15 protein-coding genes are annotated in these 15,253 nt (G+C 64.4%); 11 read left to right on the forward strand and 4 right to left on the reverse strand.

Features of this window, described 5'->3' with window-relative positions; genetic code table 11:
• Positions 1–33: 33 nt before the first annotated feature.
• From PHI64_RS14575 to PHI64_RS14590, 4 genes are read right to left on the reverse strand one after another with little or no spacing between them, the layout of a single operon-like run.
• Positions 34–2,244, reverse strand: a complete 2,211-nt coding sequence (locus tag PHI64_RS14575; RefSeq protein ID WP_299884054.1) for a bifunctional (p)ppGpp synthetase/guanosine-3',5'-bis(diphosphate) 3'-pyrophosphohydrolase — start codon at positions 2,242–2,244, stop codon at positions 34–36.
• A gap of 25 nt (positions 2,245–2,269) precedes the next feature.
• A complete protein-coding gene (rpoZ, locus tag PHI64_RS14580) occupies positions 2,270–2,485 on the reverse strand; it encodes a DNA-directed RNA polymerase subunit omega (RefSeq protein WP_169145968.1) in 216 nt (71 codons plus the stop codon).
• Between the two features lies 1 nt (position 2,486).
• A complete protein-coding gene (gmk, locus tag PHI64_RS14585; protein ID WP_299884056.1) occupies positions 2,487–3,101 on the reverse strand; it encodes a guanylate kinase in 615 nt (204 codons plus the stop codon).
• Between the two features lie 12 nt (positions 3,102–3,113).
• A complete protein-coding gene (locus PHI64_RS14590) occupies positions 3,114–3,980 on the reverse strand; it encodes a YicC/YloC family endoribonuclease (protein WP_299884081.1) in 867 nt (288 codons plus the stop codon).
• An 86-nt stretch (positions 3,981–4,066) separates the two neighbouring features.
• On the opposite strand from PHI64_RS14590, the gene PHI64_RS14595 reads away from it, so the two are divergent.
• From PHI64_RS14595 to PHI64_RS14645, 11 genes are all read left to right on the forward strand, one after another.
• Complete coding sequence (locus PHI64_RS14595; RefSeq protein WP_299884058.1) at positions 4,067–5,017, forward strand: serine/threonine-protein kinase; 951 nt, start codon at positions 4,067–4,069, stop codon at positions 5,015–5,017.
• Positions 5,014–5,922 (forward strand): PP2C family serine/threonine-protein phosphatase, encoded by a 909-nt coding sequence (locus PHI64_RS14600; protein WP_299884060.1) that lies wholly within the window; start codon positions 5,014–5,016, stop codon positions 5,920–5,922. The genes PHI64_RS14595 and PHI64_RS14600 overlap by 4 nt, the downstream gene beginning before the upstream one ends.
• A 157-nt stretch (positions 5,923–6,079) precedes the next feature.
• On the forward strand, positions 6,080–7,351 hold the full coding sequence (locus PHI64_RS14605; RefSeq protein ID WP_299884062.1) for a site-specific integrase: 1,272 nt from the start codon (positions 6,080–6,082) through the stop codon (positions 7,349–7,351).
• Between the two features lie 113 nt (positions 7,352–7,464).
• Complete coding sequence (locus tag PHI64_RS14610; protein ID WP_299884064.1) at positions 7,465–8,421, forward strand: hypothetical protein; 957 nt, start codon at positions 7,465–7,467, stop codon at positions 8,419–8,421.
• A gap of 175 nt (positions 8,422–8,596) precedes the next feature.
• Complete coding sequence (locus PHI64_RS14615) at positions 8,597–8,866, forward strand: AlpA family transcriptional regulator (RefSeq protein WP_299884066.1); 270 nt, start codon at positions 8,597–8,599, stop codon at positions 8,864–8,866.
• Positions 8,863–9,177, forward strand: a complete 315-nt coding sequence (locus PHI64_RS14620) for a hypothetical protein (protein WP_299884068.1) — start codon at positions 8,863–8,865, stop codon at positions 9,175–9,177. Before PHI64_RS14615 ends, PHI64_RS14620 begins: the two co-directional genes overlap by 4 nt.
• A complete protein-coding gene (locus PHI64_RS14625) occupies positions 9,174–12,245 on the forward strand; it encodes a DUF927 domain-containing protein (protein WP_299884070.1) in 3,072 nt (1,023 codons plus the stop codon). The genes PHI64_RS14620 and PHI64_RS14625 overlap by 4 nt, the downstream gene beginning before the upstream one ends.
• Before the next feature lie 1,402 nt (positions 12,246–13,647).
• A complete protein-coding gene (gene radC, locus PHI64_RS14630) occupies positions 13,648–14,094 on the forward strand; it encodes a DNA repair protein RadC (RefSeq protein ID WP_299884083.1) in 447 nt (148 codons plus the stop codon).
• Positions 14,091–14,408 (forward strand): hypothetical protein, encoded by a 318-nt coding sequence (locus tag PHI64_RS14635; protein ID WP_299884073.1) that lies wholly within the window; start codon positions 14,091–14,093, stop codon positions 14,406–14,408. Before radC ends, PHI64_RS14635 begins: the two co-directional genes overlap by 4 nt.
• Positions 14,405–14,812, forward strand: a complete 408-nt coding sequence (locus PHI64_RS14640; protein ID WP_299884075.1) for a hypothetical protein — start codon at positions 14,405–14,407, stop codon at positions 14,810–14,812. Before PHI64_RS14635 ends, PHI64_RS14640 begins: the two co-directional genes overlap by 4 nt.
• The coding region (locus PHI64_RS14645; RefSeq protein WP_299884077.1) for a DUF3987 domain-containing protein at positions 14,809–15,253 on the forward strand (445 nt) is incomplete at its 3' end. The genes PHI64_RS14640 and PHI64_RS14645, both read left to right, overlap by 4 nt.

Consider the following 15,253-nt stretch of genomic DNA (forward strand, 5'->3'; position numbering starts at 1 on the left):
ATCTCCCTTTTAGCGGCGTGGATTCTAGCAGTCTCAGGCGCTTTTCTGGTCGCCCTTGAGACGGTTGATGCGGACCACCTCGGGGATGTTGCGCACCCCGCGGATAACTTTGGCCAGATGCAGGCGGTGGGTGACCTGCAGGGTGATGTAGATGGTCGAGTAGGCCCCCTGCTCCCCGTCCGTACTCACGTTCTGAATATTGCAGTCCTGCTCGGAAATGGCGTTGGCAACCTTGGCCAGCACCCCGCGCACGTTCTGGGTAAGCAGCTTGAGCGTGACGTCGAACAGGCGGTCTGACGAGGCCTCCCATTCCACGTCGATCCAGCGATCCCGCTCGCTGCGTAGCTTGCGGGCCTGGGGGCAGTCGTGGAGGTGCACCTCAAGGCCCTGCCCCTTGCGGATGATGCCGACGATGGGATCACCCGGGATGGGCCGGCAGCACCGGGCCAGTTGCACCGCCACACCTTCGGTGCCGCGGATCAGGATGGCGCCGGCGGGCTTGGGTTTGACCACATCGGCACGGCCCGACTCCACATCCTGGATCTCCGCCAGACGGCGCGCCACAATGGCCGGCAAACGACGGCCAAGGCCGATGTCGGTCATCAACTCACGGCGGCTGGGCAGGGTGAACTCCTTCAAGAAGCGCTCCCAGGCAAACATGCTTACCTGGCCCAGGGTCAGGCCATGGGGGCGCAGGGCCTGGTTGAGCAGGCGCTCGCCCAGAGTGGAGGCTTCCTCCTGCTGGGCGTTTTTGAGGAAGTGACGGATCTGGGCGCGGGCCTTGCCGGTTCGCACATAGCTCAACCAGGCCGGGTTGGGGCTGGCGTGGGCGGCGGTGATGATCTCGATCTGGTCACCGTTATGCAGTTCGGTCCGCAGGGGCATCAACTCACCGTTGATGCGCCCGGCCACGCAGCGGTTGCCCACGTCGGTATGCACCGCATAGGCGAAATCCACCACTGTCGCTCCCCGCGGCAGGGCAAAGATCTTGCCCTTGGGGGTGAAGGCGTAAACCTCGCCGGGAAAGAGATCAACCTTGACGTGCTCCAGGAACTCGCTGGAATCACCCGAGGTGGACTGAAGCTCAAGCAGAGACTGCAACCAGCTATGGGTCTTGTGCTGGAGCTCGGTGAGTGTCTTTTCGTCTTCTTTGTACAACCAGTGGGAGGCCACTCCGCTCTCGGCGATGTGGTTCATCTGGTGGGTGCGGATCTGCACCTCCACCGGGGTGCCGAAAGGCCCGATGAGCGTGGTGTGGAGCGACTGGTAGCCATTGCCCTTGGGGATGGCGATGTAGTCCTTGAACTTGCCGGGCACCGGCTTGTAGAGGGCATGCAGCGCCCCGAGGGCCCGGTAACAGGTCTGGATATCGGGGACGATGACGCGAAAACCGTAGATGTCGAGCACTTGGGAAAAGCTCAGACGCTTCTCGACCATCTTTCGGTAGATGCTGTAGAGGTGCTTCTCGCGCCCCCGGACCTCGGCCTGGATGTCCCACTGGGGGAGGCGCTCCTCGATGGCGATGAGGATCTTGCCTACCACCTCACGCCGATTACCCCGGGCTGCAAGAATGGCCTTGGATAGCACACCGAAACGCAGCGGGTAGCGGTGCTTGAAAGCCAGTTCCTGAAGCTCGCGATACAGGCTGTTGAGACCCAGCCGGTTGGCGATGGGGGCATGGATCTCCTGGGTTTCGCGGGCGATGCGGCGGCGCTTGTCGGGGCGCATGTGATCGAGCGTCCGCATGTTGTGCAGACGGTCGGCCAGCTTGATGAGGATCACCCGCAGATCGCTGGCCATGGCCAGCAGCATCTTGCGGAAGTTTTCGGCCTGGGCTTCTTCCTGGGATTGAAACTCGATCTTGTCGAGCTTCGAGACGCCATCGACCAACTCTGCCGTGGTACGCCCGAAGCGCTCGGAGATCTCGGCCTTGGTGATATGGGTGTCCTCCATCACATCGTGAAGGAGCGCCGCACACAGGGCCTGGGCATCCAGATGCCAGCCGGCAAGAATCTCGGCTACGGCAACCGGGTGGGAAATGTAGGGTTCACCACTCTTGCGCACCTGCCCACGGTGGGCATCAGCAGAAAAATGGTATGCCGCTTCGATGCGGCCTACGTCCTCCGGGCGGAGGTAAACCGCAACCTGTGCCCTCAGCCGCCCGAAATCAAGGGGGAGGACACAGGAGGGAGGAGGCTGGAAAACGCCGCTACCACTGACGGGGACTGGGGCGGCGGATTCCATGACATCTCTCTCTCGGGACAGGCGTTCAAGCCTGACCGCGGTTGAGAACTTCGGCGCCGACCTTGCCGGCAGCGATTTCGCGCAGCGCGATCACGGTGGGCTTGTCCTTGTCGTGACGGTCCAGATCGACCTGGGGGGTAGCCCCGGCCGTCAGCTGACGGGCACGGTAGGTCGCCGCCAGCGTCAGCTGGAAGCGGTTGGGGATTCTTTTCAGACAGTCGTCGACGGTAACGCGGGCCATATCAATCCTGTTCCAGGTAATGGAAAAACTCCGACTTGCGTGCCTCCTGGTTGGCGTAGCGAAGCCGTGATGCTCGCACCACCGCAACCAGATCTTCGAGCGCGGCAGGCAAGTCTTCGTTGATTATAACGTAGTCGAACTCGGCCACATGGCGCATCTCGCCCCGGGCGCCAAGCACTCGGCGGGCGATGACCTCCTCCGTGTCAGTGCCACGGCCGCGCAGGCGGCGCTCCAGCTCTTCCACCGACGGGGGCAGGATAAACACGCCCACCGCCTTCGGGAAGACCTTGCGCACCTGCTGCGCCCCCTGCCAGTCGATCTCCAGCAGGATATCGTTGCCGGCAGCTATCTGCGCCTCCAGCCACGCGCGGGAAGTCCCGTAATAATTGCTGTGAACCTCGGCCCACTCAAGGAATTCACCCTTATCGCGCAGGGCGCGGAAGGTGGGCACATCGACAAAATGGTAATGCGTGCCATCCACTTCACCAACGCGCGGAGCACGGGTGGCGTAGGACACAGAGAGCTTCACCAAAGGATCGCGGGCCAGCAGACCGCTTACCAGGGTGGTCTTTCCGGCACCTGAAGGTGCCGTGACGATGAATAGAGTGCCGGGCATGAAGGCCTCTTCCTACTCGATGTTCTGTACTTGCTCGCGCATCTGCTCGATGGCCAGCTTGAGTTCGACGGCGATGGCGGTCATGTCCGCAGCCATGGCCTTGGAACCCAGGGTGTTGGCTTCGCGGTTCAGCTCCTGCATCAGGAAGTCCAGGCGCTTGCCGGCCGACCCACCGACTTTCAGGATGCGCTCCACCTCATCCAGATGGGTGGACAGGCGCGACAGCTCTTCTGCCACATCGACGCGCTGGGCAAAGAGGCCTACTTCAAGCCGGATACGGTCGTCGTCGAGGGTGGCCGCAGCATCCCGCAGTCGGCTGGCGAGCTTTTCCTGGTATTCGGCAACCAGCGCCGGAACCCGGGGCTGCACCGTAGCCACCAGCTGGCGCATGCGGGCAATACGGCCGCGGATCATATCGGCCAGCTTGTCACCTTCACGTCGCCGGGTGGCGATCAGCTCGTCCAGGGCAACGGCAATAGTCGCCGCGATCTCCGGTTGCATGGCTTCGAAGGTCACGCTGTCGTCGGCCAGGATGCCGGGCCAGCGCAACACCTCAACCACAGACAGGGGGGCCGCCTGGGGCAACTCGGCCTGGATGGCGGCCTGGGCAAGCTTCAGTTGGCCCAGTACCGTGCCGTTGATGGAAATGTCGCGGGCTGCGTTATCCTTCGACTGCAGGTTGAAACGGCATTCCACCTTTCCCCGCCGCAGTTTGGCGGTGATCGCCTCGCGCAACATGGGTTCAGCCTGGCGCAGGTCATCATTGATCCGGAAGGCAAGGTCGAGATAGCGGGAATTGACGCTCCGCAGTTCGAGATGCAATGCCACGCGGCCCAGGTCGCGAGTCTGGACGGCGTAACCCGTCATGCTGTGAATCATCATTTTTTCCCGAGATAGAGCGGCAATCCGCAGCTACACTAGCGAGCCAGATTGCCACCAAAAGACGAAGTGTAGCGCCCCGCCTGATGGCCACTCAACAGAACTGCGCCCTCCCGTCCGGATTTCAGCTCGACCACTACCGGGTCGAGCGGCAGCTTTCGCTGGGTGGTTTTTCCATTGTGTACCTGGCTTACGATCAGGACGGCACCCCTGTCGCCATCAAGGAATACCTGCCCAACTCCCTGGCCCTGCGGGCTGAAGGTGAAGTGACACCCCACGTCACGGAAGCCCACCAGGGCGCATTCCGCTACGGCATGAAGTGTTTTTTTGAAGAGGGCCGGGCCCTGGCCAAGCTGGTACACCCCAACGTGGTGCGGGTGCTCAACTTCTTTCGGGCCAACGGCACGGTGTACATGGTGATGCAGTTCGAGCGGGGTCGAACCCTTCACGACTACGCCTACAAAAACAAGAACAACGTCCGCGAGCGCTTCATCCGCGGCGTCTTCACGCGCATGCTAAACGGCCTGCGAGAGGTGCACGCCCACAAGCTGCTGCACCTGGACATCAAACCCTCCAACATCTACCTGCGCGCCGACGGTACCCCGGTGCTACTCGACTTCGGCGCGGCCCGGCAAACCCTGATGTCGGACACCCCGATCCTGAAACCCATGTATACGCCCGGCTTCGCATCGCCGGAGCAGTTCAACAACCGGGACGCCCTCGGCCCGTGGAGCGACATCTACAGTGTTGGCGCCAGCATGTACGCCTGCCTGGCCGGCAACTCCCCCCAGCGCTCCGACGAACGCATCAATCACGACACCGTCGTCCCGGCCACCGAACAATGGGCGGGCAAGTATTCCCATCATTTTCTGGCCACCATCGACTGGTGCCTGCAACTTGACCCTCTGAAGCGCCCTCAAAGCTGCTTCGCACTGCAAAAGGTGCTCGCCCAACGCCACCGCGAGGCGCCCCCGCCGCAGAAGACCTGGCTAGAAGGGCTGGGCTCCCGACTCAAAACAATGATAGGCCGTACATGAGATTCACCATTTTCCAGGAAAGCCGGGTCGGTAAGCGGCGCACCAACCAGGACCGTGTCGCCTATTCCTACACCCGCGATGCCTTGTTGCTGGTTCTGGCGGACGGCATGGGCGGCCACCTGTATGGCGAGGTGGCTGCGCAGATCTCGGTGCAGTTCATTGCCCAATCCTTCCAGCAGGAGGCCCGCCCCAAGGTCACCGATCCGATCCTGTTTCTGTCGCGGGTGCTCAGCAACGCCCACCATGCCATCCTCGACTACGCCTTCGACAAGCACCTGGCCGACATTCCCCGCACCACCATCGTTGCGTGCCTGGTTCAAGATGGCGTCGCCCACTGGGCCCACGCTGGCGACTCGCGCCTCTACCTGATCCGCAAGGGCAAGCTGGCCACCCAGACTCGTGACCACTCGCGGGTTCAGTTGATGCTCGACCAGGGGCTCCTTGATGCGGAAAGCGCCGCCGTGCACCCCGGACGCAACCGCATCTTCAGCTGCCTGGGAGGCAGCCATCCGCCCCAGATTGAATTCTCCCGCGGCACCCCCCTCATCAACGGTGACGTCATTGCCATCTGCTCGGACGGCGTGTGGGGCCCCCTCGACAGCGACGTCCTGGTCCAGACCCTGGCCGACGGCCGCGTCATGGACGGCGTGCCGCGACTCATGAACGAGGCCGAAGCCCTAGGCGGTGCCCAGTGCGACAACATGTCCCTGATCGCCATGACCTGGCACGACGACCACCAGGAAGACACCCCCGATACCGTCTCTACCCGCACCATGCCCGCCGACGCATTCACCACCCAGATGGAAGGCTTCGGTCGCAACAAGCGCGACCAGGAAGATCTCAGCGAAGACGAGATCGAACGCGCCATCCGGGAAATCAACGCAGCCATCCATAAATTCAAATGATGTATCAGGCCGCCCCATGCGGTGGCCTGATTGCTTTGGATTCAATCACTTCCTCAAAATCGCCGCATCACGCCGTTTCATCCAGAACCGCCCAAGCGCGTACAATGTGTGTAGCTACGTTTGTAGCTAGCAAATGGACGTTCCCTAGGGGGTGGTTTTGGCCAGGCTCACAGACATCGAGCTCCGCAAGTGGATCAAGGCAGGCGTGCCCGTCGTCAAGTCTGACGGCGGCGGCCTCTACTTCACCATGTCCGCCAACCAGGCCCGGGACAAAGCCGGCTCCTGGATTGTCCGTTACCGCTTCGACGGAAAGGGGCGGGAGCTCACCCTGGGGCGCTACCCGGATCTCTCCCTGGCGGTGGCCCGTGGCCTGGCCACCGAAGCCCGCGCCAAGATCCAGCAGGGCACCGACGTGGCCCGCGAGAAACAGCAGACCCGCATTACCCGGGCTGCCGCCAAGTCCTTCCGCGAGCTGGCCACCGACTACATGGAGAAGAACTTTCCGCGCCTGTCGGAGAGCACCATCAAGCAGCGGCGCCGCTACATCGACGGCCCCATCGCCAAGCACCTCGGGGCCATTCCTGCCCGGGAAGTCACCACCGCCGATGTGGTCGCCCTCCTCGAAAGCGTGGGCGCCAAGTCCGCCAACGTGGCCGAGATGGTCCTCTCCGCAGTCTCCGAGATCTTCAAGCACGGCATGGCCCGCCACGTGGTGGCCGCCAACCCCTGCAGCGGCATCTCCGTGGCTGCCATCTGTGGCCGGCCGGCGCCCCGCCGGCTTCGTCTCAAGCTCACAGAGGCCGAGCTGCGGGCCTTGCTCCCCGCCCTGCCCTTCATCGGCACCGAGAACACCCTGGCGGTAAAGCTGCTGCTCGTCACCTGCACGCGCATTGGTGAGCTGACCCGCGCCGAGTGGAAAGACGTAAGCCTGAAGCAGGCCGAATGGTTCATCCCCGACGAAAACAGCAAGTCGGGCAAGGGCTTCACCATCCCGCTGCCGCCCTGTGCGGTGGCGTGGTTGCAAGAGCTCCAGGCCCTGGCCTGTGGCTCCCGCTACGTACTCCCCGCGCGCCAGCAACGCCACAAGCGCGCCGGAGAGGAAAGGCACTTCGAGCAACGCACCATGAACGCCATGCTCCACAAGCTGTGTGACCACCTGGGCGACACGGTGCGCCGCTTCACCCCCCACGACCTCCGCAGCACCGCCCGCAGCCACCTGGCCGCCCTGGGCGTGCCCGTGCTCATTGCCGAGCGTTGCCTCAATCACGCCCTGGGGGGGCTGGTGGCGGTGTATGACCAGCACGATTACCTGACTGAACGCCGCGCCGCCCTGGAGCTGTGGGCAGCCTTCCTCCAGGCCTGCGAAGAGGGCCGGGAGTGGTTGCCACCAGGTGGGAAGGTCGTCCCGCTGCGGGGGCGGGCCGCATGAACTGAGGATCAACCGAGCAGCACGCCGCGCCTAGGTCGGCCAACCGAAAACGGGGACACCTTCACCCCGCTGGCGCGGCACCTTCTTCGATGGGGCGCACGATGGAGCGCATTATGAATTACCCCGAGTGGGCGCCGCCTGCGGTCTGTGAGTTACATAAGCGCGTAGTTGCGAGGATGAGCCATCCTCACGATGGGGCAGCCCAGTTCAGGCCCAGCTATTTCGAAGAGCCGATCTACCGCCGTCTTGTTTCCGACGACCGCATGAAGCACGCGTGGCCCGAGCTTTCTAAGTACCGCCCTCAGCCGGATGGAACAGTAAGGGGGATTTGGGCGACAGCGCTTCACCGAAGCGAAGACGATTGGCTTCGCTTTGTAGCAATGGAAGTCGTCAAAGCGGCCTTCGATGCGAATCGAGATTTTGAAAGCCGTGCGGCAAAAAGAGACAGATACGAATCTATTGCCGCCGCGGCGAACAACTTAGCCGCGCAATTGGATCTCACGGAGTTGGGCGAGGACTACATATTCGGTGGTGCCATGCACCTACTTCCAGACAAGACCCTAGCGGCAATCCTATCGAGGTTTGATCCAAAACGGTTCGATGGAGATTACTGCGATACGTGGCACTTTCTGAGCCCCGACCCGCTCCCGGAGAACTACACCCCAGACAGGTATATCCACGACAGCGGCGGCGAGACGGTAGGGTATGGACTGCCCTTGACAAGGGATCTGTACGGCTCGTTCCTCGATTACATGGAAGACCGCAGGCCTACGGCGCCCGCAAGCCCCATGTATTGGCCCTCGGTATCCGAAGTGCTAAGGAGTCTCGCGGAGCGCGCCTCTACGATTGCTGCGCGCGCTGCCGAGGAACCCAGACTTGTCGAGCGGGATACCAAGAACAGACGCGCAAACCATGCAATCCGAGCAATCGTTAAGGCCTTGCATCCCAGAACGGGAATGGTCCTCAGGGGCACTGTTGCAACACTGGTGGCGGTCGGGCTTGATTGGCATGAGGCGCTGTCAGAAAGCGATGTTGAGGCCGCGCTAAAGGGCTTTGATCTGAGCCCCTGAAATAGTCACGAGAATTTGTCCTATTTGTTCAGGGGGGGAGTAATGCCCTCCCCTGAATAAGGTTAAATCAGGCCCCAGATTGCACCCAAAAATCATGTGAATTACTCAGGGCTTCTGCTGTTTGTCGTAGCTTGAATATTCGTGCTCTCGTCTCAACTCATCGGAGAGCACAGAAATGCAAGACGCCTCAAGACTGAATGGCAGAAAACGGCCCTCCCCTGCAGGGGCAACCGTACCGGACGCCCTCAGCAACTTTCCGTATCTACCTGATGCGGGATACATTCGGCTGCCTACGGTGGTTGCCCTTTTTGCTAGCTCGCCAGCAACGGTCTGGCGAAGGGTAAAAAAGGGCACCCTGCCGGCACCCCGGAAGCTGTCTGAAGGCGTCACTGCCTGGAACGTCGGGCAGATCCGCCAGGCACTCAAAGGGGAGGCCTGGGAATGACCTCCGACAAGCGCCCTGCCCCGTCCCTGACTGACGATCTTCACCAGGCAGAAGCCCTGCTTACACCGATTTTCGACAAGCCAGGGCGGACAGCTCACCTTGTTCTCCTCCTGCTGGCGGCAATCTGGCTTGCCGTCGAGCGTCTTCGACAAGCCGTGCAGGCGTCTGCATCGGCCGATGCCTGGCAATCCAGTGAAGCGGCAACACTGGTGAAGGGGCGAGAACTCGGCCTTGAAGCACGCCCGGGCGAGAGAATGCCGGACTACCGTGCCCGCCTTGCCGAGGCGCTGAAAGTACAGGGGCGGGCATGATCGATACCACCTCCATCCTGGCCCAGTTCCGCCAGGCTGCCGGGGCCCGTGGACTCCTTCTCCCCGACCATCTCGACACAGACGGCAAGCTCCATCGCTGCGAGCTGAGGGACGGCCCCAAGGGCAGGAAGGATGGCGCCTACCTGCTGCACCTGGATGGTGTGCCGGCCGGTGGTTTCCAGAACTTCAAGGATGGCTTGGAGTGGGAGAACTGGCGAGCCGACATTGGCCGCCAGCTCACCCCCGAAGAGGAGGCCGCCAGCCGTGCCCGGATCGAAGCCCAGCGGGTTGCCCGCGAGGCCGACGCCAAAGCCAAACGGGCCAAGGCACGCCGCAAGGCGAACGCGATCTGGAACAACGCCAAGCTGGCCCCGGACGATCACCCCTACCTGCTCCGCAAGGGCGTGCCGGCGCATGGCCTGCGCGTGGGCGCCTGGCCCAAGTGGGTGGAGGTCTGCCCCGGCGAATGGCGGGAGGAACGAATCCCCGGCGCCTTGCTGGTACCCATGCGCAGCCCGTCGGGCACCCTGCACAGCCTGCAAGCGATCTACCAGGACAAGGTGGACGGCCGCGACAAGGACTTCCTCCCTGGTGGCGAGAAGGCCGGCAAGTTCCACTTGATTGGTGAGGTGTCGCCGGATCTGTCCCTGTGCGTGGCCGAAGGCTACGCCACGGCCGCCAGCATCCACCAGGCCACCGGCTGGCCCGTTGCCGTGGCCTTCGATGCGGGCAGCCTGGAGGCGGCCGCCAAGGCCCTGCAGGAGGCCTACCCGGCCGCCCGCTTCATCCTGTGTGCCGACGATGATGCCTTCGGCGAGTGCTTCGCCTGCAAGGCCCCGGTGCGGGTAGAGGATGGCGACACCTGCCCGGCCTGTGGCCAGCCCCACAAACGCCGCAACGCGGGCCAGATCCGCGCACGGGAAGCTGCCCAAGCGGTGGGCGGTGTGGTTGCCTCACCTGAGTGGCCCGATCCGGCCGCCAGGTGGGAGGGCTTCCAGCAGACCGGCAAGGCACCGACTGACTTCAACGACCTGCATCAGATCGGCGGGCTTGATGCCGTGCGCCAGATCCTGGCTACCGCACGAACAGCCCTGAAGGACGCGGCCGAGCTCGCTGCGCTTTCCGCGGAAGCGGTGCTGCCGACCGATCCGGAGCCGGTCTCATCGACACCGGAGGCCGCTCCGGAAGGAGCGAAGGCGCCGCCCGCCCGTAAACCCAAGGCAAAGCCGGCCAGCAAGGGCAAAGGCAAGGCGGCCGGTGTCGAGGCGTCTGCACCGGGTGGTGATCTGTTCGAGCTGCGCGACGGCGCCGAGGGGCAGGGTGTGTATCGCCTGAAGGTCGAGCGCCGGGGCGATGGCTGGGCGCCAATCGAGCAGTTCGTCTGCGCCCCGCTGGAGATCACCCACATGGTCCGCGATGCCAAGGGCGAGGGCTGGCAGCGCCTGGCTACCTTCAACGACCACGACGGGCGCCGCCGCCGGGTGCTGGTGCCCGATGAGATGCTCGAAGGCGACGGGGCCGCCCTGGCCAAGCTGCTGCGGGCACACGGCCTGTTCATCGGCGACAACAAGGGCGGGCTGCTCAAGATGTACGTGAATCGCTCCAGGCCGCCCGCCCGCGCCCGCTGCACAAGCCGGATCGGCTGGCACGATGATGTGATCGAACCCGGCCGCTGGTCTTACGTGCTGCCGGGCGATCTTGACCCCATCAGCCCGGAGGGCGCCGAACTGTGGATGCACGCGGGCAGCGGGGCGGGCCATGCCCAGTTCAAGCAGGCCGGCACCCTGGCCGACTGGCGGGACAACGTGGCCGCCCTGGCGGTAGGTAACTCCCGCCTGTGCTTTGCCATCTCGGCCGCCTTTGCGGGCGCCCTGTGCTGGCTGCACCCCAACGTGGCTGGGGGCTTTCACTGGTCGGGTGGTTCGTCCCTTGGCAAATCCGGCCTCCTGTTCGCCGCGGCCAGCCTGTGCGGCCCCAAGGAATACCGGCGCACCTGGATGCAGACCGGTACGGCAGTCGAATGGCTGGCGGCCGGGCATTGTGACGCCCCCTTGCTCCTCGATGAACTCAAGCAGGCCGGCAACCCCCGGGACGTGGCGCAGGCCGCCTATATGCTGGCCAGCGGCCAGGGTAAGGGGCGGGGCCAGGCGGCTGGCGGGCTGCGGGAAACCGCGTCCTTCAGCCTGCTGTTCCAATCGAACGGGGAACTCGGCCTCACCCAGTTCCTGGCCGAGAACGGGGAACGGGCCTATGCCGGCCAGGAAGTGCGCTTCTGCGAGCTGCCGGCTGATGCAGGGGCGGGCTTTGGCTGCTGGGAGACCCTGCACGGCCAGCCCGATGGCGCCCGCTTCACCGATGCCATCCAGGGGCGGGCAGCCCGCCACTACGGCACCGTCTGGCCGGAGTTCATCCGCCAGGTGATCGCCCACCGGGGCGCCCTGCCTGGGGAGTTTGAAGCCCTCCGCGCCACCTTCGAACGCCATGCCCTCACCGACAAGGCCGGGGGCCAGGCCATCCGGGCCGCCACCCGTTTTGCGGCGGTGGCCTACGCCGGGGAGCTGGCCACACGCTGGGGCATCACCGGCTGGCGGACCGGGGAGGCAGGCGCCGCCGCCATGCGCATGTTCAGGGACTGGCTCACGGCCTACGGTGGCGAGGAGAACCGCGAGCCCCGCAAGATGGTGGAGCAGGTTCAGACCTGGATTCAGGCCAACGCCGGCACCCGCCTGGAGGATTGGCGCCGGCCGTCGGTGGTCGATAGCCACGCCCCGCGGACGATGAACCGGGCCGGCTGGCGGCGCCCGACCAAGGAAACCGCATCCCTGAGCGAACGTGATCACGTCTTCGAGTACCTGGTCTATCCCACGGTCTTCCGGGATGAGCTGTGCAACGGCTTCGACCCCAAGCAGGTAGAGCGGGAGCTGATCAAACGGGAGCTACTGCAGATCACGCAGGACGGGCAGAAGACCCGCCATCAAGTGAAGGTAAGGGAGCCAGGCGCGAAAGGAACGGGCTGGATGTTCTGCCTGAAGCCCGAGCTGCTCGAATGGGATTCTGACCATGGATGAATGGCTAAAAACCATCGATTGCGCCCTTAAAACGGCCTGTTCCCTCCAAAACAGAGGGAACACAGGCCAGGGACTGGGAACAGATCAGACCACTCAAGACATTGATTCAAAAGGAAATAGTGTTTTATGTTCCCACGTTCCCAGTGTCCCCATCGTTTTTGAAGAGGAAAGGGAAGAGAAACACAAAAATTCAAGTCATACGTCATTTAATGTACCGGGTGGGGGCGGGCTTCCCGGAAAATCTGCGCCAGCAAAAGCAACCCACGAACACACGTGCCGGAGCTGCGGGCACTTCGCCCGACCCGGCCTCTCGGATGGGCTGTGTGGTGGTCGGCCCGACCTGCCCCCCACCTTCGGGCCTGGGCATCCCCTCCGCCGGTTGCCCCCCAACCACGGGGCCGACTGCCATGCCTGGGCACTGCATCCGTTCTGGTGCCCCCCCTCCATGTGGGAGGGGGGGTATCAATCTTTGGCCGACCTGGCTGCAGGACCGGACGGTTAGGCACATTTTTACGTGCGCGAGTTTTGGGAATTTTTTTCCTGGCAGCCCCAAGAGGGGGGTATCGAAAAGTCCAGCCTGCCCCCCAATGAGACCGGCCGGTACTCTTTGTTCGCAGCACCGCGAAATGGACAGGGGGGAGGGTGGCTTGTCCGGACAGGCCGGATTGCATGGGAACACGGGGAACAGCGGGAACACCTCGCCGAAACCCAAGCGGGGCGCGGGTTCCCAGTAGATATGATTGTTCCCTCTCTCAGTCAACATAGAGGGAACAGCGGGAACATTCCCCTGCCTTCGTCCGTCGCCTGCGCAAACTGGCGTAAAGCCTTCCTCCCCCGGATTCCGCGCGCAAGGGCTTGACGTGGGCGCGTGGCAGCCCCCATCATGCTGACGTCACCTAGACAGTGGTGACCGGGTTTAGCAGCCCGAACATTCCTAGGCGGACACTGCCGCCCCGCGGCTTTTTTTACGTCCGTAGCACCCATGGTGCGCCTGTTCTATGGTGGGCCGGGTGGGGAGCCCTCACGGGCTGCCGGTTCCTAGGATGCCGGTCTGCTAACCCCACTTTGGCCCGCCCCCCGTTTAGCAGCGGGAGCGGATTCAGTCCGAATCCTAGGAGCATCACACCATGGCAACACTCGCCTTGGCGTGCAGACGTCTGCACGCGCCCACATCTCCCATTCTGTCCCTGCAGCTTTACCGCGCCCTGCGCCCCCTGGTCGGCCCCGTGCTCGCCTGGCGTGCGGCTTTCGCTTGGAGGTCCGCAGCATGACCTCCAGGGCTCAACCCAAAGCACACCGCGGGACGGAGGGCGCCCCCCTGCTGCAACGCCGCTACCTGGTGCGGGAGGCCAGTGCGCTCTACGCCTCACCCATCAGCCGATGCGTACTGGACCCGGCCACCATGACCCGTGAAGACCGGCTGATTGCCCGCGCCAAAAAGGTGCTTTCCCGGCGCCTGGGCGAGCCTGGGGCGGTCTTTGACTGCCCGAAGGCAGTCCGGGATTTTCTGGTCTTCGAGTTGGCCGAGGAGGCCCGGGAGGTGTTCTACGTCATTTTCTTGGACTCGCAGAACCGGGTCACCTCGTGCGAACCGCTATTCGTTGGGACGCTCGACCAAACCAGCGTGTACCCGCGTGAGGTGATTAGAAGATGCATTGAGCTGAATGCCGCTGCAGTCATCTTTGCCCATAACCACCCGTCTGGTGTGACGGAACCCAGCATGGCCGACCGCGCCCTTACCAATTCGCTGAAAAGCGCGCTTGCCATGATCGATGTGCGTGTCCTCGATCACTTCATCGTGGGTGGAGCCGCCCGCCCCACCAGCTTCGCTGAAAGGGGGCTGCTGTGACCGCCCCCACCTTCACCCCCGCCCCCTGGCGCCGCGCCGGTCACCGCAGCATCGCGGCCGGCGTGGGCATCAGCCGGGTCACCATCTGCGAGCTGTACTCGTGGGGCAACTGCTCCGAGGCGGACGCCAACGAAGCCTTGATCGCCGCCGCCCCGGATCTGTTTGCCGCTGCCGAAGCCGCTGCTGCCGTGCTCGCCAAGGGCAAGTGGCGCCTGGACAGCCCCGACCCCGAAGCGGTGGCCCTGTGCAAGCTGCTGCGTGCCCTGGATCTGGCCCGGGGTGTGGTGCTGGCGCCCGGGAGGCCGGCATCATGAGCGCGCCCCACTCCGACCCCCGCATCTTCTGGCGTTGCTCCCCGGGCCGGCGCCTGCCGGCCTACGCCCGCGACTTGGCCGACGCCCGGGCGCGGGATCTGGTGCCGGCCCAGCGGCAGGTGGCCGTGTATCTGGACCGCTGGCCAGTGGGGCGGGTGACCGGCCTGGGGCCGGCCATCTGCTGCCCGCCGGACTTCCACCCCGGGCGCCTGGACTGGCGTTACCTGGCCGCCCTGTCGGTGCTGGTGGTAACCTCGCCAGCACCCGACCCGGAGCGCCTGCGCCACCTGCTGGCTGAGCTGGTGGCCGCCCGCCCCAAGCGGCTTATCCTGTTGCGCCCGGGCAGGGTGCCGGCTGCCGAGTTCATCATCAGCGAAGCCCGCGGGGTGGAGGTGCAACCATGAAGGCCCCGCCGCCCTATGAGCCCGCCCGCCTCGATGAGCGCGCCACCCTGGCCCCGGCCATCGGCGACCCACGCACCTGGCCAGTCGCCTCCTGGCCCGATCCCCAGCCCCTGCCCGAGGGTCTGGCCCCGGTGGCGCCCTTCGACTACGCCCTGTTGCCCGACCGCCTGCGCCCCTGGGTGCAGGACGTGGCCGACCGCATGCAGTGCCCGCCGGATTTCGTTGCCGTGCCCATGGTGGCCGCCCTGGGCAACCTGGTGGGCCGGCGCTGCGCCATCCGCCCCCAGGCCCGCAGCGATTGGCAGGAGTTCCCTAACCTGTGGGGCTGCATCGTGGGCCGGCCGGGGATGATGAAGAGCCCCGCCATGATGGCGGCCCTGGCCCCGCTGGTGCGCCTGGAAGCCCGTGCCCTGGAGGAATGGACCGCAGCCCAAGGCCAGT

This window comes from Zoogloea sp. (assembly GCF_028689785.1).
Classification (GTDB): Bacteria; Pseudomonadota; Gammaproteobacteria; order Burkholderiales; family Rhodocyclaceae; genus Zoogloea.

What these genes read in the sequence shown, in the direction of transcription:
- PHI64_RS14590 (WP_299884081.1), bottom strand. Translation starts at nt 3,980, where the DNA reads ATGATTCACAGCATGACGGGTTACGCCGTCCAGACTCGCGACCTGGGC.
- PHI64_RS14615 (WP_299884066.1), top strand. Translation starts at nt 8,597, where the DNA reads ATGCAAGACGCCTCAAGACTGAATGGCAGAAAACGGCCCTCCCCTGCA.
- PHI64_RS14625 (WP_299884070.1), top strand. Translation starts at nt 9,174, where the DNA reads ATGATCGATACCACCTCCATCCTGGCCCAGTTCCGCCAGGCTGCCGGG.
- PHI64_RS14620 (WP_299884068.1), top strand. Translation starts at nt 8,863, where the DNA reads ATGACCTCCGACAAGCGCCCTGCCCCGTCCCTGACTGACGATCTTCAC.
- PHI64_RS14595 (WP_299884058.1), top strand. Translation starts at nt 4,067, where the DNA reads ATGGCCACTCAACAGAACTGCGCCCTCCCGTCCGGATTTCAGCTCGAC.
- PHI64_RS14640 (WP_299884075.1), top strand. Translation starts at nt 14,405, where the DNA reads ATGAGCGCGCCCCACTCCGACCCCCGCATCTTCTGGCGTTGCTCCCCG.
- gmk (WP_299884056.1), bottom strand. Translation starts at nt 3,101, where the DNA reads ATGCCCGGCACTCTATTCATCGTCACGGCACCTTCAGGTGCCGGAAAG.
- PHI64_RS14610 (WP_299884064.1), top strand. Translation starts at nt 7,465, where the DNA reads ATGAATTACCCCGAGTGGGCGCCGCCTGCGGTCTGTGAGTTACATAAG.
- PHI64_RS14600 (WP_299884060.1), top strand. Translation starts at nt 5,014, where the DNA reads ATGAGATTCACCATTTTCCAGGAAAGCCGGGTCGGTAAGCGGCGCACC.
- rpoZ (WP_169145968.1), bottom strand. Translation starts at nt 2,485, where the DNA reads ATGGCCCGCGTTACCGTCGACGACTGTCTGAAAAGAATCCCCAACCGC.
- radC (WP_299884083.1), top strand. Translation starts at nt 13,648, where the DNA reads ATGACCCGTGAAGACCGGCTGATTGCCCGCGCCAAAAAGGTGCTTTCC.
- PHI64_RS14575 (WP_299884054.1), bottom strand. Translation starts at nt 2,244, where the DNA reads ATGGAATCCGCCGCCCCAGTCCCCGTCAGTGGTAGCGGCGTTTTCCAG.